Raw genomic sequence first — 19,346 nt, 5'->3', positions numbered from 1 at the left:
CGCTATCTTTGCGCTTAGCCCGGTTAGGGTTTAGGCGGCTTGTTTTAACGTGACTTTCGGAAAGTCAATGTCAACCCGGCTGGCTTTGCCCAAGATATTGGTCAGGATATTCATGCCGACATGGGTAATCACCTCGACGATGTCAGCCTCACTAAAACCGGCGTCACGCATCGCTTGCAGTTCGGTATTGGTCACCTCGCCCTTATGCTCAACCAGGGCGCGGGCGAATTTGACCGCCACCGCCGCTTTGGCATCTTGACTGGTGCCGGCGCGGTTGGCTTCGATTTCCGCCCCATTCAAGCCGGCTTTGCGGCCGATGGCGGTATGGGCAGACAGACAGTATTCACATTGATTCTGCTGCGCCAACGCTAACGCGATACGTTCGCGGGTACTGGCATCCAGAGAACCATGATTGGCGATGTGATGCAAGCCGAGGAAGGCCTTCAAGGCATCTGGCGAGTGGGCAAACACGCGCAAGAAATTAGGCACCATACCCAGTTGATCCTGGATGGCTTCAAACAGGGCACGTTGTTCGATGTTGGCTGTTTCGTTGCTGATGGTGGTAATACGGCTCATGATATTTCTCCAAAAAATGAAAGGGGTTTTCGTTTGCCTGAATGAAATTCAACAGGCGGGTACAGTGTGATCTATTGCGAAATAATAAAGAATATCTAAAATATTTAATTAACTATTCCGACAAGTGGAATTAATGATGGACAGATTGCATTTGATGAACGTGTATGTGGCAGTAGTCGAAGCCGAAGGCTTTGCCGGCGGCGCGCGCAAGCTACAAATGTCGCCACCCGCCGTGACGCGGGCAGTAGCGGCTTTGGAGGAGCGATTGGGGGTTAAGTTGCTGAACCGTACCACCCGCTATGTGCGGATGACCGAGGCCGGCCAGAAATATTACGAAGACAGCAAGCGCGTCATCGCCTTGGCCGACGAAGCCGACGATGCGGCGCTGGGCATCAACGCCGAACCGCGTGGCCAACTCACACTGACTGCCTCGGTATTGTTTGGGCGTTTGTTCATCATGCCGGGCATTGTCGAGTATTTACGCCGCTATCCGACGGTGGAAGTCAACGCCTTGTTCGTCGACCGGGTAGTCAACATGCTGGAGGAAGGTGTGGATGTGGCGATACGCATCGGCGATTTGCCCGATTCGTCGTACCGGGCGTTGCGGGTGGGTTCGGTTAGGCGGGTAGCGTGTGCCTCGCCGGAGTATCTGGCCGAACATGGCATCCCGCAAACGCCGGAAGATTTAGCCAAGCATCGAATCATCTTGGCGCGCGGCTTGAATCCGAACAATGAAATACGCTTTCAGTACGATGGGCAGGCGCAGACGATCAAATTGCAACCGGTATTGAGTGTCAGTGACAACGATTCGGCAGCCAGCGCCGCCATGGCTGGACTGGGCATTACCCGTTTGCTGAACTATCAAATCGCCGAACCGCTGCGCACCGACCAACTGAAAATCGTGCTGGGCGACTACGAAAGCCCGCCGGTTCCCGTGCATATCCTGCACCGCGAAGGCCGTCATTCCTCTGCCAAAATCCGTTCGTTCGTCGATTTAATGGCTAAAAGGCTGCGGGCAGAATTGGCCTTGAATTGACGAACGGTTGTTAACTTTTCCGGAACGTTCCGGGCGATACGCCAAAGTGACGTTTAAAGGCTTTGCTGAATGCCGGCACCGACTCGTAACCGCATTTTTCCGCCACGCGCTCCACGGTCATATTCGGCTCCATTAACCAGTGAGCAGCGATTTGCAAGCGCCATAGCGTCAGATATTCGATGGGTGAATGGCCGATCAAGGCAGCAAATTTCTCCGATAACACCGACTTGGAAACGCCGGCCTTGGCGCATAGTTCGCTGAGCGTCCAGGCATGCCATGGAGACTCATGGATCAGGGTCAACGCATTGGCCAGGCGTTTGTCCTGCATGGCGGCAAACACGCCCTCGCGCACCAAATCTTGCTCGATGCAATGACGAATCGCCAAGACGAATAAACTATCGCATAAGCGCTCCACGACTGAATCACTGCCGAAACGCGGCGCCGAGGTTTCGCCAATCACCAATTCGAGTAACCGCGTCAGAATCATTCCAGCTTGGCTTTGCCGGATCACGATTTCGGCAGGCAGCGCTTGCCACAACAGGGATTTTGGGGCAGCCAGTTGGATTTCGCCGCACACGAAACCCACGTCACCTGCAGCCCACGGGGTCATTCGGGTGTCGCAATCGTTATCCGGTAAATCCTCGGCGCTATACGACAGAAAATGCCGCGCGGCATGCGGCAAAAACAGAATCAAATCGCCGGTATCCAGCGGCATCGGCTCCGACCAACTTGGCGAGTGGACAAAGCCGCGTCCCTTGCTGACCAAGTGAAACCATACCGAGGTGTCCGAGTTATGGTCCATCAACCAACGCCCGCACACCCCACCGGAATAGACCAATTTGGCGTGCAGATTCAATCCATTAATCAACGGGGTCAAGGCATCCATCGTTTACTCCCGGAATATCGGACAAGTACGCCGGAAGCGTGCGCATGGGATGAAGCAATGGTTTTTCTTAACCTATCCCCGTCGAAACGAATTCGCATCGGCATTACACCTCATGTTTTTAAATTAAAGGAGAGACAGCATGTCCCAATTCAAAATACATTCTATCCAGACAGCGCCTGCCATTGCACAACCACTGCTGGAAGGATCATTAAAAAAATACGGCTTCGTGCCCAACCTGCACGGCGGTTTGGCCGAAGCGCCGGCGGCTTTGAAGTCTTACATCGAATTGACGGCCTTGTTTGATCAGACATCGTTTAGCCCGACCGAACAGCAAGTCATTTTGCTGGCTATCAGCGTCGAAAACCATTGCACCTACTGTGTTGCCGCGCACTCGATGATCGCCAAACACATGGCCAAGGCCGATCCGGCGATCGTCGAAGCCCTGCGCAACGGCAAACCGCTATCGGATGCCAAATTGGACGCTCTGGCCAGTTTTAGCCGCGCAGTGGTGAAAAACCGCGGCGTAGTTTGCGGGCAAACCCTGGACAAATTTATCACGGCAGGCTACAGCCGGGCGCAGGTATTGGAAGTGTTGCTGGGCGTGGCGTTCAAAACCTTGAGCAATTACACCAACCATATTATCCATGCTCCGCTGGATACCGCTTTTCAGGCCGAAGCCTGGGAAGAGCCCGCGCAATGCAGCAGTCGGCAGTGCGCTTGATTGTTTGACTTATAAATAGGTAAACACCATGAAAGTAAAACAAACCGCAGTGGTTTTATTGGAACTGCAAAACGACTTTCTAACTGAAGGCGGCAAACTATACCCGTTATTGAAGCCGGTATTGGAAACCTACGATGTCAAAGCCAACCAAAACGAGTTAATCCGGGCGGCACGGGCTAGCGGTATGCTGATCGTGCATGTGCCTATCAGCTTTTCGACCGATTATCGGGAAATGGGCGATGCGCCATACGGTATTCTGCAAGCGGTAAAAAATGCCGGTGCCTTGATCAAGGATACTTGGGGCAGCGCGATTGCCGACGGTGTCGATATTCAAGCCGACGATATTGTCGTTGAGGGTAAATCAGGCATCGATGCCTTCGCCGGCACGCATCTGGATTTCGTTTTACGATCGCACGGCATTACCGCCATTGCCCTGGCTGGACAACTAACCAATATTTGTATCGAATCCACGATGCGCGCCGCTTACGACAAAGGGTATCGCGTGTTCGGGATTACCGATGCCAGTGCCACTATCGGCTTAGAGCAGTACGACGCTTCCATCGAACACAACTGGCCAATGTTCAGCGAGCCGATGACCCATAACGTATTCCTGGATCGAGCGGCAGCATAAGCGCATGCCAGGATGCGTCACTTCTTTCGCGTTGGCGCATCTTAGTTTTTTTATACCTAAACATTAAATCAGGAGTAACACCATGCCACTTGTACAAATCAAAGGCATCAGCGGCTATTTGTCGCTACAACAAAAACAGGACATCATCAGCAAAGTCACTGATGCTATCGTGTCGGTGGAAGGCGAAGGTCTGCGTCCGGTCACTTGGGTATTGATCGAAGATGTCGCTTCAGGCGAATGGGGTGTCGGCGGGCAACCGGTCACTACCGACGATCTACGGTCAATGAGGGTTGGTAACCCGTAAATTCAGGGTTTTGAGTGCGGCGGAGTCTTCGCCGCCTCAGCCGTTTGCCAACTCTAAATAGCGCTGCCAGTCCTGATAGGTATCCACGTCCCATTGACTATCCAGTTCGTAAACCTTCAAGTCCAAGGCGTTGGCTCGGCGGCGGGTGACCGACATAACCTGGTCATGCCCCCAGGTCATGTCGCTAAACAGTCTCGGTTTTAACTCGTTTAAGCCGATCATGACGTAACCGCCATCGTCGGCCGGTGCGATGACTGCGTCATGCTCTGCGTGTAACTTTACCAATGCTTGATGTAAATCATCGACGCTAAGACTGGGGCAGTCGCAACCCATCAGCACGGCGTGTTGGTATCGGCCCAAGGCATCATCGAAGGCGTGCTGCATGCGTTCGCCCAAATCGTCGCCCTGCTGTGACTTTAGGGTAAGCGGATAGCGGTGCGCGCAATCCTGAAAATAGTCATGGCTGGTATCCGGTGCGCAATGCAGTTCGACCGGACACAACGGCTGTCGAAAGGCCCGATCTAGCGTCATAGTGGTTAGCTGCCGATGGGCTTGCGCGGCTTGTTCCGCAGTCAATGCCGGTTGCAACCGGGTTTTGACCTGACCGGGAACCGGCGCTTTGCAAAAAATCAGCAGTACGCATTCGGTGAATGGATAGGTCATGGTTCAACGCTTGCGCAACGGTCGAAACGGCATGGCTAATAACTGCAAGAAAGCCAACTCTTGTCGGTCGCGAAACCCGTTCAAGCCAATAGCCATCGCGGTTTGCGGTTGCTGTGATCGATGGCGGTAGGTCTTGAACAGACGGTCCCAACACGACAAGGAAAAGCCGTAATTGCTGTCTGTTTCCTGTTGCCGGGCGGAATGATGAATCCGGTGCATGTCCGGCGTGACCAATAGATAACGCAGTATCCGCTCGGCCAGCGGCGGCAGGCTGACATTGCCGTGATTGAACAGCGCGCAGCCATTCAGGATGATTTCGAACGCGATGACGGCCAGCGGGGCGGCGCCGAGTATAATCACCAGCAAAACTTTGTAAGCCATGGACAGCATGATCTCTAAGGGATGAAAGCGCACCGCGGTGGTGGTATCGAAATCAAGGTCGCTGTGATGCACCTGATGCAGACGCCAGAACCATTGCCAACGATGGGCCGCGACATGCTGCGCGTAAATCGCCAAATCCAGTAACAGCAGGCTGAGCGAAATGTTCAGCCAATCGGCTACGGGCAGGTTGTTGAACAGGCCAAGCTGTTGTTCCACTGCCCAGTTCGCGGCCAACCAGGCCGCCGCGCCGATGCTGATGCGCATCACACCGACATTCAATGCCGCCAAACCGAGATTGATAGCCCAGCGCTGGCTGCGCGGGAGGCTCAAATGCCGGGTAGGACTTAGCGCTTCCCAAATCGCCATCAACAACAAAATGCCGATAAACAGGCCAAAGCGCAGTATGACTTCCATCATCGTCTCCCGTAATAACGCATGGCCAGATCATCGGGATCGGCACCGAAAAAGTACATTAAGCGCAGTCGCCACATCAGCAGGATGGTTTTCAATATACCGTGCTGTTGCCAGCGCCGTGCCGAAGTTTGCACGTTGGCGATTAAACAACAGGGTTTACCAAGTTTTTTAAGCTTGCTGCTGATGGCAATATCTTCCATCAACGCCATCGCCGGAAAGCCGCCCACCGTTGCAAATACTTGCCGAGTCATGAACAACGCTTGGTCGCCGGTGGCAATGCCGGTCAGCCGCGAGCGCTGATTCATCATGAAGGCTATCAGTTTGAAGATGGGCTTGGGGTTGTCGAATGCCGCATCGAAACGTCCCCAGTGGAAACCTTCGGCCACGGCCTGGCTTATCAAATCAATCGCATTATCCGGCAATCGGGTATCGGCATGTAAAAACAGCAGAATCTCCGCCTCAGCTTGTAAAGCACCCACATTCATTTGGATGGCCCGACCGCGAGCAGCGAGTATGATCTTATCGACCAGAGATTTCGCAATCTCCGGGCTGTCATCATGACTGCCGCCGTCAACTAGTGCTTAATTCCGTAAGTTAGCGATAGTATTTCGTAATTGCGCACCGCGGACCTCGCGTTTCCGCCATCGAAAAGGTGTAGCCGTTGGATTGTAAGCGGCAATAAAGTCTTCAATCGCTTGCCGCAGGGCTGCGATGTTTTGGAAACTGGCGCCGCGTAAAGCTTTGCGCGACAGGATGCCAAACCAGATTTCCACCTGATTCAGCCAACTGGCTGAGGTGGGCGCAAAGTGGAAATGGACATTTGGATGCTGAGCCAGCCAGGCGTCGCATTTTTTGTGGGTACAGTAATTGTCCAGAATCACATGCAACTCTTTGCCCACCGGCGTCTCGGCAACAATCGTGTCCATGAACCCGAGAAAATCTTCACGCCGCTTCGTTTCGGTTATCTGGGCGATGATGTTACCGGTCGCAACCTGCAGGGCCGCAAACAAATTCAGTGTTCCATGACGCTTATAGGTGCTCTGGAATCCGCGCGCAATCTTGCCACTGTCGGTTTCAACGTACCCGGTCATTCGTTCCAGCGCTTGGATACTGGGTTTTTCGTCGACACTGATGACTAAGGCATTCTCGGGCGGACTCAAATACAAGCCAACAATGTCCGCCGCCTTTACCGCAAATTCTTTGTCGGTACTGACGCACCAGGAGCGTTGTCGTTGCAGACAAATCCCTTCCTTGCGGAGCACGCGCCAAACCGCGTAAACCGAACTATTCAGGGCCCTAGCTACAGCGGGACCATCCCAGACGGCTTGTCCCTTTGGCGGTGGCAGTTCAAGGATTGCCAAGACACGCTGTCGAAAATGCTCATCATACGTCTTCGGTGCGCCCGGCCGAGGTTCGTCTGACAGCCCCAAAAGCCCCTGAGCCATAAAGCGGTTTCGCCACTTGATGACTGTATTGGCTCGCGTTCGGCATTGCGCGGCAACCGCTTGGACTTGCGCGCCATCCAGACAGCCCAGAATCATTCGGGCTCGCTCGACCATTCGAGCTTCTTCCGTTCGGCTCGCTGCGCGCCGCTCTAACTCTGCCCGTACTTCCGCGGAACACTCAATTTTTGGGGCTACTCGTGACATCCCTACAAGATTACATTATTAGCGCTTAATAACGCAACTAAGCACTAGCACAAGTTGGCAACGGTCACGAAGTCCCTGCAAAGCCTGTAGTTCGCCGGCGAGATGTCCGGCTTCGTTGAGTACCGGGATGATGATGCTAATTGGGTAAGTCATGTTTGAAACTTGTCTCTCAAGCGTTGCGCCGCCAGGCGTGATAACGGCCCAGCCATTCCAGTACGCGCTGGGGCGCGTGATTGTGCTTCCAGACACCCGCTGCATATTTATTGGCTTCCGCCAGGGTGGGATAGATGTGAATGGTGCCGAGGATTTTATTCAAGCCGATACCGTGTTTCATCGCCAGCACGAATTCGGCGATTAAGTCGCCGGCATGTTCGCCGACGATGGTCACGCCAAGAATCTTGTCCTTGCCCGGCACGGTCAGCACTTTGACGAAACCATGGGCTTCGCCGTCGGCAATCGCCCGATCCAGATCGTCAATGCCATAGCTAGACACTTCGTAAGCGATATTCTGTGCTTGCGCATCCTGCTCGTTCAAACCGACGCGGGCCACTTCCGGGTCGGTGAAGGTCGACCAGGGAATCACCGAATAATCAGTGCGAAACTTCTTGAATTGCCCAAACAAGGCGTTGACCGCCGCATACCAGGCCTGATGCGCGGCGGTATGGGTGAACTGATAGGGGCCGGCTACATCGCCCACCGCGAAAATATTCGGATAATTGGTTTGCTGAAATGGGTTGGTCTCCAGTGTATTGCGCGGCGACAAGGCAATGCCCAATTCTTCGACACCGTAGCCTTTAATGTTGGCGGCGCGGCCGATGGCCACCAGTAATTGGTCGAAGGCAATTTTGACCGTTTGTCCGTCGTGCTCGGCCAGCAAAATATTTTCGCCATTTTCGATGATGAATGCCTTGGCGGTATGGTTGACTCGTACGTCCACGCCTTCCCGGCGAAACCGCGCTTCTACCAGCCCGGATACCTCACTATCTTCCCGCGCCATGATACGTGGCGCCATCTCCACCTGCGTGACTTGGCTGCCCAGGCGGGCGAAGGTTTGCGTCAATTCGCAGCCTATCGGCCCGCCGCCCAGTACCAGCAAGCGTTTGGGCTGCTCGCGCAGCTGCCAGACGCTGTCTGAGGTCAGATAGTCGATTTGCTCGATACCGGGAATCGGCGGCACGAACGGCCGAGCGCCGGCGGCAATCACGATCGAGCGCGTGGTCAGCGTTTTTTTTCCGCCTTCAGGCGTACTGACTTCGACTTCCCAGGGCGAAACGATTCTGGCGTTGCCCTGGATCACCTTGACGCCCAGTTCCGTGTAACGCTCCACCGAATCGTGTGGTTCAACCGTTTTGATCACCTGTTGAACCCGTTCCATCACCTCGGCAAAATCGAAATCGGCGGAGGCTGTGGCAATGCCGAATTCCGGCGCGCGTTGAATATGGGAGAGAAGCTTGGCCGAGCGAATCAAGGCCTTGGACGGCACGCAGCCGGTGTTCAGGCAATCGCCACCCATCTTGTGCTTTTCGATCAACGTGACTTTGGCTTTCAAGGCGGCGGCGATATAGGCACTCACCAGACCGCCGGCGCCGGCGCCGATTACGATCAGGTTGTTGTCGAAGCGTTTGGGCGTTTGCCAACCCGCATAGATTTTGCGCGCTTGCCAAACCGCCAACAGCTTTTTGGTCAGCAGTGGGAATAGCCCAAGCAAGGCGAACGACGCCAATAGCCCTGGCGACAGTATCCCTGACAGCGAGTCGATTTTCGCCAATTGGGTGCCGGCATTGACGTAAACCACGGTGCCGGCCAGCATGCCGATTTGGCTGATCCAGTAGAAAGTCCAGGTTTTCATCGGCGTCAATCCCATGGCCAGATTGATCAGAAAAAACGGGAACAGCGGCACCAAACGCAAGGTAAACAGATAGTAGGCGCCATCGCGCTGCAAACCGGCATTGATGGTCTGTAAACGCTGGCCGAACCGTGCTCTGACCCAATCGCGCAGTAGAAATCGTGCCGCCAAAAATGCCAGGGTCGCGCCGATGCTGGAGGCGAACGAGACGATCAGCGTACCCCAGAGCAAACCGAACACTGCGCCGCCGGCGAGCGTCAGTATCGTCGCTCCCGGTAATGACAACGCAATAACCGCAATATACAACATGGCATACAGTGCCGCCGTCAGCAATGGGTGAACCTGTCGGTAATAAGCAATGCCGGTCTGCCGGGTTTTTAAATTTTCCAGCGTCAAATAGTGCTGCAAATCCAGGGTTAAAAACGTCGCCATCAATGCGGCAATGCCCAGCATTAACAAAAGTCTGGATGTTTTCATGCCGACCTACCAATTCTGAGTGGGCTAGGTTTCGGAGGGTGTTTGCAAGTTGTCAGGCTAAACATCAGTGTTCCTTAAATACTATTGGGCTTGCCTGTTAGTCGTGTTTGCCGGTCATTCCTGACAAAAATCTCAACAAATTGAATTTAACAGGCTGAATAAATATCTTCACGAGTTAGTAGGCACCGTATCGGGCAGACGGTGTTGTAAGGGGAATTTGTATTCGGTTAATGCAATACCTACACTATGTGACGTCTACCTTATATTTTGTAACTCATTATGCGCCTTCCGCCCAAACACCAGCGCAATGTTCTCAAAATCGGTGAATTGGCCGAAGAGCTCGGCACTACACCAAGAACGATTCGCCTGTACGAGGAACTAGGACTGATCGCCCCCGACCGCACCGAGGGCGGCACACGTCTTTATGCTCGGAAAGATTTGAAACGTATGGCTATCGCGTTGCAGCTTGGTCGTGTCGGCATCGAACTGGACTCGGTTCAAAAGCTCGCTCAAACCCGGCAGAAATGTGCTTCCGGCAAAGAAGCATCGGCCGCGATGCAGCCGCTCCTGCATGATTTGCGTAAAAGAATTCGGGGATTGCTGGAAGATTTGCAGGAACTGGACAGTGATCTGGAGCGTGCGGATATGCTGATCCGCCAATGCGTAAATTGTCAAAATCGCCCCAATCGCCAGGATTGCCCGGAGTGTCCGGTCAACAAAAACGTTGATTTGACCAATATTGGTCGCCTGGTTTGGGATCCGAGTTGTCCATGACCGAGTTGTCGAGCCATTTCAAATATTACGTTAATGTAATTTATTGCTGTAGGGCGTAATCCGAAGGAGCTCAATTGTCATAGCCTTATTACGGCGTATGCATTTGTTTAACATTCGTTGCATTACCCGTTAGACATTGCGAGTTGTGGCCCGTTCGAACCCGCATTCAGTAATTCAACACCTTAGCAGCCATTTCCGTGCCGATGACGCGGGCTTTGATTTTGGCGAATGCCGTGTCCCGCCCGGTTGATGTGTCGTCTTCGAAAGGCGAAAAGCCGCAGTCGTCGGTGGTGCCGAGCTGATTTAGCGGGATGTATTCGGCTGCGCGCAATACACGATCTCGCACCAATTCCGGTTCTTCCACGTTGGGATTCAGCACGTCGATAACGCCGACAAACACTCGTTGGTCGGGACGAATATTGTCCTTGATGATAGCCAACACGCGCTCTGGCTCTTTTTCGTTAGCCATCTGCATGTAGAAATTACCGGCGTTGAGCTGGAACAAATTCGGTAGCAGCTCGGCGTAATCGACATCGGCGCTGTGGGTGGAATCATGGTCGCCGCCGGGACAGGTATGCACGCCGATGCGTTGGCGTTGTTCCGGGGTAAAGTGTGCCAATACCCGGTTGTTCAGGTCGATAAACTGCCGCAGCAATTGCTTGGATGGATCGAGTTTGACCGACAATCGCCCTTCGGTGAAATCGATTTGCACATGGTGTGCGCCTTGGTCCAAACAGCCGCGAATATCCGCTACCGTTTCCTTGACCAAGTCATCGATGAACGCTTCTCGTGAGTAACCGGTTATGCCTTCTGGCGGATAAAGCAGGCTCAAGGCGGAAGCCGAAATCACCGCCTGTTTGAGCGGGCGCGTGGTATAGCGTTTGGCGGCCTGCACAAATGCGCCGGCATAGACGCCGTAGCGAAATGGTCCCGTGGTTAATCGGGGTAATTGCCTGGTATGGCCATCGGCAAATGGAATCACGATGCCGTCTTCGGCGATATTGTGTAAACCTAGCAACGGGTAGGTGGCGAAGCTGGACTTGGTCTGTTCGCCATCGGAGATCACCGGTGATCCGGTGTCTGCAAAACGTTGTAAAGTGTCGCGTACCGCTTCGTCGTAGCAGGCATCGAGTCGTTGTTGCGATAGTCGGCCCGCGCGAAATTCCCGCAGTGCTTCCAGCAATTGCGGCGGACGGGGAATACTGCCAATAGATTCGGTGGGTATGGACATGTGGCGTTCCTGTATGGCGTTAAGGGAGTGGGTTGCAGAGGTTTTTAGGTCAAGTGAATGGCTGGGATTACGAGCCTGTCCGCTGCTCAGCAATGGTGGTTAAAGCACCGTAGGAAGCCACCAGAAATGGCACTCCATAGGTTAATAGCGCTTTGAAGACATCGAGTTGTTGCATGGCCGTGTAATCCAAAGACAGCAGGCCGAACACAGCTTGCGGCTGATTAATCAAATTCAACAGGGTTCCCACTACCAAAGCGACCTTGCCGGAGCGGCGGTATATGCCGAGTCGACCGGCCGTGCAATGCAGATCCAGTAATGTTGCAAAGAAATTTCCGACTGCTTCGTTGCAACCAAGCCACTTAACCATCCAGGATCACCTCTAACAAAAATGTAGATTTGGAGCGCGCTGTATGGCAAAAATCAATGCGCATAAAACCCTGCACTTAAGCGCTGACGATAAAAATGATAAGCCATGCTCTTTGTTCAAAATATACCATCAAGGTTACATTATGTAAATTCTTGCATGTTTTATGTAATAGGCAGGACCTCCAAGCAAGCACTTTTGTATTGCTTGCTTAAGTCCGGGTAAGGCCAAAGTCAGAGCAAAGCCCCGCCGCAGCTGCTACCTTGGCCGGCGGTGCAACCGTAACAATGGGCTGCGGTGGCTATCGGTGCGTCTTGCAGTTGTTCCAGGTGCAATTCGTTAATATGTTGTTTGGGTTTAGCTGCGGCACCTAACGGCAAATCCAGCATCTGATTAAAATCGCAGTCGTAAACATAGCCTCGCCAATCGATGCTGAGAGTATTCAGGCACATCAGGTTTTCAAGATTTTCGGCGCGAAAACTGCCTTTTAATAACGCCAGGTAAGAATCGAAGCGGCCATGACTGATCAAGGTGCTACCAAAACGCCGAATCGGCATATTGGCGATGGCAAACAGGCGGTTGAAGACGATGCCGTAATGGTGCTGCAAGTGCTGTTTGTAAGCTTGTTCCAGTTGCTGTTGGTTGGGCGGCAACACGGCGTCTTGCGGGTTGAAAACCAAATTCAAGGCCAATCCGCTGTCCGGCTGACCATAACCCAGCCGATTCAGGCGTTGCAAGGCCGCCAGACTGTCTTTGAACACACCTTTGCCGCGCTGCTTATCAACATTTTCTTGCAAATAACACGGTAAGGAAGCAACGATCTCTACCTCATGTTCCGCTAGAAAATCGGCCAAAAATCGATAGCGTGGATCTTCCAAAATGGTCAGATTGCATCTGTCTATGACTTTAATACCCAATCGGCGTGCAGTACGAACCAGATACAAAAACTGCGGATGCATTTCCGGCGCGCCGCCGGTCAAATCCAGCGTGTCAATGTTAGCGGCCTCAGCCAAATCCAGCACCTGATCAATGGTTTCCCGACTCATCATCTCAGTGCGTTTGGGGCCGGCGTTGACATGGCAATGCACGCAACTCAGATTGCACAAATAGCCGAGATTGACTTGCAACACTTCCAGCGGCTTGCGGAATAGGGCCGGAAAGTCACTATTAATCAGCAGAGGTTTGGTGTCGTGCATGCTTAATCCTTGGAAAACCAGATGTCGCCATAAGTGGCAGCGGCTTGACCGCCATTGTTGTCGGTATCGGTCATGATGGCGACGGCATCGATAGCGGTGATGTCTTCACCGAATAGTTTCTTGAAATCGGCCCGGACATTGCGTTTTTCGGTTTGCCAAACATTCAGTGAGGCTTCCGGTCCACGTAAAGCCAACATCATCGCATGATCACCGGCAAAGGCATTGGGCCAGACGGTATCCTTTTTCGTATTGCCGGCCCAGACATAATTGATGGCCTTGGTTTGCCAAAACGCCAGCCCGCCTTTGACCACCACATATACCCGCGCCGCGTAATCGTCGCCGGGTTTGCTTTGTTCATTCAATCCGTTCAAACGCTTGCCGATGCGCCACGACCAGTTCAGGAACGGGGTTTGTTCCAGATCGATATGCTGCTCTTTGAACATGCCGGAACCGGCGGCACGACTATCGGCCGTCAATACCGTCACGCCATCGATAGCTTGCAGACTGTATTCGGTTTCGCCTTTGAAGCTTTTATGCTCCCAACCTTCCAGGCGATTCTGGCTGAACTCGCCGATAGGCAGTTTGTTATCGGCAACCGCCCCGTGATTCATCGATAGCATCGTTAAAAATATCCAGCAGAATTTTTTCATGTTTAACCCGCTGTGCGTTGTTTTAACCAAGTATCAATAGCCAAGCCGCCGCTGCCATTGAACAGCAGCGAACCGAGCATGAACAAATAAACCAACGGCAATTTGTAATTGCCATAACCTTGATCGGTGATGGCATAGCCTTTCCATAATTCGGCCAATGTGTGCCATTCGGCCGGCCAATGTACGGCCGCGATGGCCACCACGGTCAACACCATTAGCGCCGCGCTAAAAAAGCGGGTCATAAATCCCAAGATCAACGCCATCGGGGCGATGATTTCCAAGCCGGTGGCCAAGGTCCAGCTAAAATCCGTTGGCAATAAGCTGAACGGAAATGGGAAGCTCACATCGGCAAACCAGTTATCGCCATGGAGTTTTTCCAGGCCGGCTTCGCCGAACTCGTAAGCCAACAACAGACGTAGAAAAATTGGCGCCAAGCCCTGTAAGTTTCTGTCGAAACAGTGAGAAAGCAGGCTAGGCATAGTGCATAGCCGCTCGATGCAGGAAGGAATCAGACAAGCTGTACAAGGATCTTGGGCGGATTTAGCGAGGTCGTTCATCAGTGAGGCTCCAAAGTTCAAACCGGGCGAATATCGATAATCGCGCCCTGGCTATGTAGATCGGCCAGAATCTGCTGACCGAATTGGGTGAGTTCTAAAAATTGCGCGTCAGGGAGCTCGCCGCCACTCATTGCTTGCAAGGCCTGTTGCCCAGTCAAGCCGTTATTTAACAACAGGATCATCTTGGCCGTGGCCATATTCAGGGTTACAAACTGCACTTGATCATCGCTATCGCGAAAACCCAGGATATGAATCGCCGTGGTCTGTGGTTCACTAGGCAAAAAGTTTGGTCCAATGTCCTGCACCGGCCATTGGTAGCACAACAATTGCATGACCGGTGCAAACACAGGCACATTGGCCAGTAATTCGGCATCGGACAACTGCTTTCGCGTGACCGGCTCCGCCTCGGCAATTGACAGCTGTAATTCGATCCATTCGAACTGCGCCAGTTCGGCCAAAAACGGCCAATCATCGAGATGCTCACGTTCCTGTTGCAGATGCTGCAAAAATTCGTCGGGAATCTGCCGGTAATACGGCGTCAAGCAGCGATGTTTTGCGATGAAATTCAGCAGCAACGCCCGCCATTTTTCTTTAGATAATATACTGCAGGTGACCGGAAAACAGGCCGACAGGCTCTCGTCGAATTTGTTATAGAGTAGATCGACATACACGGCCAGCCGTTCAGGGGCGAAGCCTGCAGGTAGCTGCGATGTTTGCGGTTGCCGCAAGTAATTCAGAAACTGCCGCTGCTGTTGTTGAAAGGCCGGTGTCGGGTTCATGCCGCCACCTCGCTGATGTCATGGGGGTTGCGGTAGAGCCGATGAACATTTTGCAAGTCACGGATCCGTTCCACTTCGACCAATAACTCGGCCAAGGGCGGAATATTGCTATCCCGTTCCACCAAGGTCGGAAACACGCCAAAACGTCGATAAGCCTCGGCCAGCAAGTCCCAAACTGGTGCTATGGTATTCTGGCCGTGGGTGTCGATGATCAAGCCGGATGGCTCCAGGTCGTGACCGGCCACATGCCCATAAACGATGCGCTCGCCGGGCAAGCCGCGTAAAAACGCCACCGGATCGTAGCCGTGGTTAACGCTGTTGACATAAATATTGTTCACATCCAGATGCAGGTAACAGTCGGCTTCGGCCAATACCGCATTGATAAAAGTCAGTTCGTCCATCTCCGCCTGTGGCGGCTGGACATAGTAAGAGGCGTTTTCCAGGGCGATGGGCCGTTCCAGAATATCCTGAGTCTGGCGAATCCGGCTGGCGACATGCTTGACCGCCTGTTCGGTAAACGGGATCGGGTATAAGTCATAGAAATGTCCCTCATCGCTGCAAAAGCTGAAATGCTCGGTGTATAGGGCAAAATCGTGATGATCGAGAAATTGTTTCAGTTCGCCTAAAAACCCGGTATCGAGCGGCGCGGGGCCGCCCAACGACAAGGCCAAACCGTGCGCCACAAACAGGTGGCGCTCGGTCAGGCGGCGAAATTGCTTGCCGAGACGACCGCCGACGCCCACCCAATTTTCCGGTGATACCTCGAAAAAATCGATGCAGTGGGGCACTTCAACCTGCAAGGCCGACAGCATGCTGCGGCGCAAGCCCAAACCGGCGCCGTTCAAACGGAAAGGATGGGTGATAGACATCGGCGCGACTCCGGCTTATTTCGCTGTTTTACCGCTGCAACCTGCTTCCGGCATTTTGCCACTACAGCCTCCTTCAGGCATTTTTGCACTACAGCCGCCCTCGGCGCCTTTCATGTCCTTCATTTTGTTGGCACCACATTTGCCTTCGCCGCATTTACCTTCTTTCATCTTGGCGCTGCAACCGGCCTCAGCCGATTTGCCGTCAGCCGCCAATTGTTGCGCAGAATTGATGCTGGACATCGTAAACGGATTTTCGCCCGCTTGAATGGCGGGCGCCGCGCCCATCAAGGTTGAAGCCAACGCGCTGCCTAGTGTTAAAGACAAGGTTTTTTTGTTCATGGTGTTCTCTCCGATAGATAGATAAATGATCAGGACAAGCAACAATGCCTTCCTGCTCCATCAGTCGGAGTCAGTTTGAATTCCTTACAAATTTTTTTCGATGCTTTGATGTTTCTTAGCGTGCTATCTGTGTCAAGAACCCCATACCCAGCGTAGGCTTACCAAACTCATGCCTTATGTTTGCCTCGTGTTCTTGTAGCAGTATGAAGTCGTGTGCATTTAGCAGCTCAGTGAGATAGCTCTTACTGTGACTGTACCGACCACTAGCATTGAGTTGATAACCCAGAGAGGCTTCAACCGAACTAGCGGATTCGACAGTGAAGCAAAATGTCCCTAACGGCAACAACGCTTGACGGACCAATGCGAAAATGTCGCTTAGGTTGCCAAAATAAACCAGTGTGTCGGCCATTGTTATCAGATCAAACGATTGCTGTTTCCCTTTTAGATAACTAGTCAGTTCCGATTCTACCAAAACGTCGTAAAGCGCTCTTTCCGCCGCCTTGCCAAGCATGCGCGACGAAATATCTACGCCCGTAAGCAGACGTGCGTAAGGTTTTAATACTGGCGCGCACAGCCCCGTACCGCAACCACCGTCGAGTACCGATAGATTTGCATTCGCCGTCAAGTAGTCATTCAGCAAGTTACCGACAATATCGGGGCCGCAATAACCAAGTTTACCGACCAGTTTCGTATCGAAATTTTCAGCCATGTCGTTAAATAGGCTTATCAGGTAACGATCCGTGGCTTTAGCGGGGATGTCTTGACCGGTGCATGCGACAAGGTGATGTCTGGCCAACGGATTGTCGGGTTCGGCATCCAACCAGCTTCGATAACAGTCGGCGGCTTCGGCGACAAGTCCCAGCCGATAGTAAGCAATGCCTAGCATCTTCAAGGGTTTGTCGGTCAGAGGTGGCTGCACATATGCTCGGCAAGCAAAAAAAGAAGACTCTTCCACTTGGTTTTGTTCCGCCAGCAGCGCAGCCAAGTTGTTTAGCGCGGGCACGAAATTCGGACTAATACTGACTGCATTTCGATAGGCGGTTTCCGCTTCGGGAAATTCATTTAGCCGATGCAGTACCGACCCCAAATTGTTCCAGAGATTGGCATCGGTAGCGTTCAATTCAAGCGCGGCGGAAAACGCTTGGCGTGCCTCGGCAAAACGTCCGTTTTCCGTGAGAATGTTCCCCAGATCGTTGTAACGTTCCGGGCTGGATGCATCCAGTTGCAGGGCACGTAAAATCATCTCGATAGATTCCGCTGTATCTCCCTGCTGATGCAAGACTACGCCGAGATAGTGCAAAGCCTCTACATGATCCGGGTCGGCGGCAAGCATTTCACGGTAAGCGATGGCGGCATCGACAATCTCACCGGCCACGTGTTTTGCCGATGCTAAATCAAAGACGGTTTGATTTTTCAAGAGACTTCACCCAAGTTTGATGTGTTATTAAGAGAAGTAATCCTATCGCTGGTGGGTTGAGGGATTAAGTTAGCAACAGGGCACCTATCAGTCGCATCCCGGTCAAAATCCTTACACAGGTCGTATAAAAACCTGTGTAAGGAAATCATCCATTCTCACGACAAAGAAAAATGTACTGAATACAGTATTGCCAAACAGGAGATGCCGATGAAATCAATACAAAATGCAAGTCACACTCAAAATTTGCTGCACACCTTGTACAGCATGGCGTTTCTGGTCGAAGCCCGCGATCCTTATACCGGCGGGCATCTATGGCGGGTGTCGCTGTATTCGACGCGATTGGCATTGGCGTGTGGGTTTTCCAAACAGGACGCTGTGGTTGCTGGGTTGGGCGGCTTTTTACATGATTTGGGCAAAGTCGGCGTGCCGGACACTATTCTTAATAATCCCGGCAAGCTTACCGATGCGGAATATGCCGTGATGAAAACCCATCCGGCCTTGGGCGCTCAAGTGTTAGAGGGGCATCCTTTGGCGCCATTGGCAATGGATGTGGTGCTAAGTCATCATGAGCGCGTTGATGGCCGGGGCTATCCGTCCGGTTTAAGCGGCAGAAAGATTGCGGAATCGGCTCGTATCGTGGGCATTGCAGATGCCTTTGACGCGATGACCAGCACCCGACCTTATCGACGAGGAATGTCTCTGGTTGCGGCGATTGAACAAATCGAGGTGAATCTGGACAAGCAATTTGATCTGCATTTCGGTCGCCGTTTCATCGAGTTGGCACAATCCGGTGAACTGGATGGCATTATCGGACATAGCGACACTGGCATTCCGATGCGCGAATGCCCGGTGTGCGGACCGGTTGTGGTGGTGCATAAACACCAGAAAGCCGGCGACAAGGTCTTCTGCCGGGTGTGTGGCAACGGCTTTGCTTTGGAAAAGCAGCAAGGCAAATTGGCTCTTAAGCCAACCATGCAAAAAGGCAGCGCAGCGGATTTACAAGCCTTGATCGATCATGACTTGCTGGCAAGATTGCTGGAGGAATCGCTGCCGTATTTACCGGTCTGTAGTGGCAACGGCAAAAGCTGGCTGCGGCAGCTGCGGGACTGGCTGTGAATCAGGTTTCGCCGCAACACCCGGCCTGTTTGCCGTGTAACTGCATCGGCGGACAGGGCACGCTACCATAGGATCAGAATACGCAACAATCGCCGGGCTTGGGTTTTAACAGGGTATGACAGCCCTGACACTCGTAAAACCATTGGCAGGCATGGGCATGGTCTCGGTTTTGCGGCACCCGCATTCCGGTCAGATCAGTGTGGATTCCAAAATAATACTTTTCATGGTGTTACCTCTTTTAGCGTCGAAGTATATTCGACGTCGCAAGAGCACTCAGCACGGCTTCGAAAGTGGTTTTAGCCGCATTGAAGTGCACAATCGCTTGACGGCTATCGGGGTTAAACGTCGTGTCTGTGACCCCCGTGATCCGATTCAGAGCTATTTTTTAGACCGCTCAGATCATGCCGGGTAACGTAATTACAGCGGTGCGAGATTTGGCTGATGCCGGTTGAGCAACAGCGAAACTCATC

Annotated in this window: 22 protein-coding genes and 1 pseudogene; 6 read left to right on the top strand and 17 right to left on the bottom strand. The window is 52.9% G+C overall.

Annotated elements, in window-relative coordinates; all coding sequences use genetic code 11:
- Positions 1-30: 30 nt before the first annotated feature.
- Positions 31-576, bottom strand: a complete 546-nt coding sequence (locus ACWAU0_RS19215) for a carboxymuconolactone decarboxylase family protein (protein WP_458137603.1) — start codon at positions 574-576, stop codon at positions 31-33.
- 133 nt (positions 577-709) lie between these two features.
- Between ACWAU0_RS19215 and ACWAU0_RS19210 the strand changes: the two genes are divergently transcribed.
- Complete coding sequence (locus tag ACWAU0_RS19210) at positions 710-1,612, top strand: LysR family transcriptional regulator (protein ID WP_458137602.1); 903 nt, start codon at positions 710-712, stop codon at positions 1,610-1,612.
- 10 nt (positions 1,613-1,622) lie between these two features.
- Here the strand turns inward: ACWAU0_RS19210 and ACWAU0_RS19205 are convergent, their stop codons facing one another.
- A complete protein-coding gene (locus tag ACWAU0_RS19205; protein ID WP_458137601.1) occupies positions 1,623-2,498 on the bottom strand; it encodes a helix-turn-helix transcriptional regulator in 876 nt (291 codons plus the stop codon).
- A gap of 139 nt (positions 2,499-2,637) precedes the next feature.
- On the opposite strand from ACWAU0_RS19205, the gene ACWAU0_RS19200 reads away from it, so the two are divergent.
- The 3 genes from ACWAU0_RS19200 (at position 2,638) to ACWAU0_RS19190 (ending at position 4,154) form a co-directional block, all read left to right on the top strand.
- Positions 2,638-3,219 (top strand): carboxymuconolactone decarboxylase family protein, encoded by a 582-nt coding sequence (locus tag ACWAU0_RS19200; RefSeq protein WP_033159433.1) that lies wholly within the window; start codon positions 2,638-2,640, stop codon positions 3,217-3,219.
- Between the two features lie 28 nt (positions 3,220-3,247).
- Positions 3,248-3,850 (top strand): cysteine hydrolase family protein, encoded by a 603-nt coding sequence (locus ACWAU0_RS19195; RefSeq protein WP_033159434.1) that lies wholly within the window; start codon positions 3,248-3,250, stop codon positions 3,848-3,850.
- Positions 3,851-3,932: 82 nt separating this feature from the next.
- Entirely contained in the window at positions 3,933-4,154 is a 222-nt protein-coding gene (locus ACWAU0_RS19190) for a tautomerase family protein (protein WP_033159435.1), read from the top strand.
- A gap of 36 nt (positions 4,155-4,190) precedes the next feature.
- Here the strand turns inward: ACWAU0_RS19190 and ACWAU0_RS19185 are convergent, their stop codons facing one another.
- The 5 genes and pseudogenes from ACWAU0_RS19185 to ACWAU0_RS19165 form a co-directional block, all read right to left on the bottom strand.
- Positions 4,191-4,817 (bottom strand): TIGR04282 family arsenosugar biosynthesis glycosyltransferase, encoded by a 627-nt coding sequence (locus ACWAU0_RS19185; protein WP_033159436.1) that lies wholly within the window; start codon positions 4,815-4,817, stop codon positions 4,191-4,193.
- A gap of 3 nt (positions 4,818-4,820) precedes the next feature.
- The gene (locus tag ACWAU0_RS19180; RefSeq protein WP_458137600.1) at positions 4,821-5,615 is read right to left on the bottom strand and encodes a sterol desaturase family protein; all 795 of its coding nucleotides are present in this window, start codon (positions 5,613-5,615) and stop codon (positions 4,821-4,823) included.
- Positions 5,612-6,178: pseudogene (locus ACWAU0_RS19175) on the bottom strand (TIGR04283 family arsenosugar biosynthesis glycosyltransferase); the annotation flags it as partial. The gene ACWAU0_RS19180 and the pseudogene ACWAU0_RS19175, both read right to left, overlap by 4 nt.
- 15 nt (positions 6,179-6,193) lie before the next feature.
- A complete protein-coding gene (locus tag ACWAU0_RS19170) occupies positions 6,194-7,261 on the bottom strand; it encodes an IS630 family transposase (protein WP_458137599.1) in 1,068 nt (355 codons plus the stop codon).
- Between the two features lie 169 nt (positions 7,262-7,430).
- Positions 7,431-9,584 (bottom strand): dihydrolipoyl dehydrogenase family protein, encoded by a 2,154-nt coding sequence (locus ACWAU0_RS19165; RefSeq protein WP_033159438.1) that lies wholly within the window; start codon positions 9,582-9,584, stop codon positions 7,431-7,433.
- Between the two features lie 279 nt (positions 9,585-9,863).
- On the opposite strand from ACWAU0_RS19165, the gene ACWAU0_RS19160 reads away from it, so the two are divergent.
- Positions 9,864-10,358, top strand: a complete 495-nt coding sequence (locus tag ACWAU0_RS19160; protein ID WP_051670526.1) for a MerR family transcriptional regulator — start codon at positions 9,864-9,866, stop codon at positions 10,356-10,358.
- Between the two features lie 166 nt (positions 10,359-10,524).
- On the opposite strand, the gene ACWAU0_RS19155 is transcribed toward ACWAU0_RS19160, so the two are convergent.
- The 9 genes from ACWAU0_RS19155 to ACWAU0_RS19115 all read right to left on the bottom strand — a co-directional run bounded on the left by ACWAU0_RS19155 (position 10,525) and on the right by ACWAU0_RS19115 (position 17,760).
- Entirely contained in the window at positions 10,525-11,589 is a 1,065-nt protein-coding gene (locus ACWAU0_RS19155; RefSeq protein ID WP_033159439.1) for a cobalamin-independent methionine synthase II family protein, read from the bottom strand.
- 67 nt (positions 11,590-11,656) lie between these two features.
- A complete protein-coding gene (gene nrtS, locus ACWAU0_RS19150) occupies positions 11,657-11,956 on the bottom strand; it encodes a nitrate/nitrite transporter NrtS (RefSeq protein ID WP_165786332.1) in 300 nt (99 codons plus the stop codon).
- A 230-nt stretch (positions 11,957-12,186) separates the two neighbouring features.
- A complete protein-coding gene (gene arsS, locus ACWAU0_RS19145) occupies positions 12,187-13,149 on the bottom strand; it encodes an arsenosugar biosynthesis radical SAM (seleno)protein ArsS (RefSeq protein WP_033159440.1) in 963 nt (320 codons plus the stop codon).
- Positions 13,150-13,151: 2 nt separating this feature from the next.
- Positions 13,152-13,799, bottom strand: coding sequence for a DUF3047 domain-containing protein (locus ACWAU0_RS19140; RefSeq protein WP_033159441.1), 648 nt, complete (start codon positions 13,797-13,799; stop codon positions 13,152-13,154).
- 2 nt (positions 13,800-13,801) lie between these two features.
- Entirely contained in the window at positions 13,802-14,356 is a 555-nt protein-coding gene (locus tag ACWAU0_RS19135; RefSeq protein WP_033159442.1) for an HvfX family Cu-binding RiPP maturation protein, read from the bottom strand.
- 17 nt (positions 14,357-14,373) lie between these two features.
- Entirely contained in the window at positions 14,374-15,135 is a 762-nt protein-coding gene (locus ACWAU0_RS19130; RefSeq protein ID WP_101053409.1) for an HvfC family RiPP maturation protein, read from the bottom strand.
- A complete protein-coding gene (locus tag ACWAU0_RS19125) occupies positions 15,132-16,004 on the bottom strand; it encodes an HvfB family MNIO-type RiPP peptide maturase (protein WP_033159444.1) in 873 nt (290 codons plus the stop codon). The genes ACWAU0_RS19130 and ACWAU0_RS19125 overlap by 4 nt, the downstream gene beginning before the upstream one ends.
- Before the next feature lie 15 nt (positions 16,005-16,019).
- Positions 16,020-16,343 carry a hypothetical protein gene (locus tag ACWAU0_RS19120; protein WP_033159445.1) on the bottom strand — a complete coding sequence of 108 codons (324 nt, stop codon included), beginning with the start codon at positions 16,341-16,343 and terminating at the stop codon, positions 16,020-16,022.
- 115 nt (positions 16,344-16,458) lie between these two features.
- Entirely contained in the window at positions 16,459-17,760 is a 1,302-nt protein-coding gene (locus tag ACWAU0_RS19115; protein ID WP_051670530.1) for a tetratricopeptide repeat protein, read from the bottom strand.
- 207 nt (positions 17,761-17,967) lie between these two features.
- Here ACWAU0_RS19115 and ACWAU0_RS19110 point away from each other — a divergent pair, with 207 nt between their 5' ends.
- Entirely contained in the window at positions 17,968-18,876 is a 909-nt protein-coding gene (locus tag ACWAU0_RS19110) for an HD-GYP domain-containing protein (RefSeq protein WP_033159446.1), read from the top strand.
- A gap of 73 nt (positions 18,877-18,949) precedes the next feature.
- On the opposite strand, the gene ACWAU0_RS19105 is transcribed toward ACWAU0_RS19110, so the two are convergent.
- Complete coding sequence (locus ACWAU0_RS19105; RefSeq protein ID WP_432205825.1) at positions 18,950-19,060, bottom strand: GDCCVxC domain-containing (seleno)protein; 111 nt, start codon at positions 19,058-19,060, stop codon at positions 18,950-18,952.
- Positions 19,061-19,346 lie beyond the last annotated feature (286 nt).

The sequence above is a fragment of the Methylomonas sp. Uni0009 genome (genome assembly GCF_054188105.3).
The sequence above is the reverse complement of the archived record's forward strand: the minus strand, read 5'-3'. Positions and strand labels throughout refer to the sequence as shown.

Coding starts and splice junctions, on each gene's coding strand:
- ACWAU0_RS19215 (WP_458137603.1), bottom strand. CDS start 576: ATGAGCCGTATTACCACCATCAGCAACGAAACAGCCAACATCGAACAA.
- ACWAU0_RS19210 (WP_458137602.1), top strand. CDS start 710: ATGATGGACAGATTGCATTTGATGAACGTGTATGTGGCAGTAGTCGAA.
- ACWAU0_RS19205 (WP_458137601.1), bottom strand. CDS start 2,498: ATGGATGCCTTGACCCCGTTGATTAATGGATTGAATCTGCACGCCAAA.
- ACWAU0_RS19200 (WP_033159433.1), top strand. CDS start 2,638: ATGTCCCAATTCAAAATACATTCTATCCAGACAGCGCCTGCCATTGCA.
- ACWAU0_RS19195 (WP_033159434.1), top strand. CDS start 3,248: ATGAAAGTAAAACAAACCGCAGTGGTTTTATTGGAACTGCAAAACGAC.
- ACWAU0_RS19190 (WP_033159435.1), top strand. CDS start 3,933: ATGCCACTTGTACAAATCAAAGGCATCAGCGGCTATTTGTCGCTACAA.
- ACWAU0_RS19185 (WP_033159436.1), bottom strand. CDS start 4,817: ATGACCTATCCATTCACCGAATGCGTACTGCTGATTTTTTGCAAAGCG.
- ACWAU0_RS19180 (WP_458137600.1), bottom strand. CDS start 5,615: ATGATGGAAGTCATACTGCGCTTTGGCCTGTTTATCGGCATTTTGTTG.
- ACWAU0_RS19170 (WP_458137599.1), bottom strand. CDS start 7,261: ATGTCACGAGTAGCCCCAAAAATTGAGTGTTCCGCGGAAGTACGGGCA.
- ACWAU0_RS19165 (WP_033159438.1), bottom strand. CDS start 9,584: ATGAAAACATCCAGACTTTTGTTAATGCTGGGCATTGCCGCATTGATG.
- ACWAU0_RS19160 (WP_051670526.1), top strand. CDS start 9,864: ATGCGCCTTCCGCCCAAACACCAGCGCAATGTTCTCAAAATCGGTGAA.
- ACWAU0_RS19155 (WP_033159439.1), bottom strand. CDS start 11,589: ATGTCCATACCCACCGAATCTATTGGCAGTATTCCCCGTCCGCCGCAA.
- nrtS (WP_165786332.1), bottom strand. CDS start 11,956: ATGGTTAAGTGGCTTGGTTGCAACGAAGCAGTCGGAAATTTCTTTGCA.
- arsS (WP_033159440.1), bottom strand. CDS start 13,149: ATGCACGACACCAAACCTCTGCTGATTAATAGTGACTTTCCGGCCCTA.
- ACWAU0_RS19140 (WP_033159441.1), bottom strand. CDS start 13,799: ATGAAAAAATTCTGCTGGATATTTTTAACGATGCTATCGATGAATCAC.
- ACWAU0_RS19135 (WP_033159442.1), bottom strand. CDS start 14,356: ATGAACGACCTCGCTAAATCCGCCCAAGATCCTTGTACAGCTTGTCTG.
- ACWAU0_RS19130 (WP_101053409.1), bottom strand. CDS start 15,135: ATGAACCCGACACCGGCCTTTCAACAACAGCAGCGGCAGTTTCTGAAT.
- ACWAU0_RS19125 (WP_033159444.1), bottom strand. CDS start 16,004: ATGTCTATCACCCATCCTTTCCGTTTGAACGGCGCCGGTTTGGGCTTG.
- ACWAU0_RS19120 (WP_033159445.1), bottom strand. CDS start 16,343: ATGAACAAAAAAACCTTGTCTTTAACACTAGGCAGCGCGTTGGCTTCA.
- ACWAU0_RS19110 (WP_033159446.1), top strand. CDS start 17,968: ATGAAATCAATACAAAATGCAAGTCACACTCAAAATTTGCTGCACACC.
- ACWAU0_RS19105 (WP_432205825.1), bottom strand. CDS start 19,060: ATGCGGGTGCCGCAAAACCGAGACCATGCCCATGCCTGCCAATGGTTT.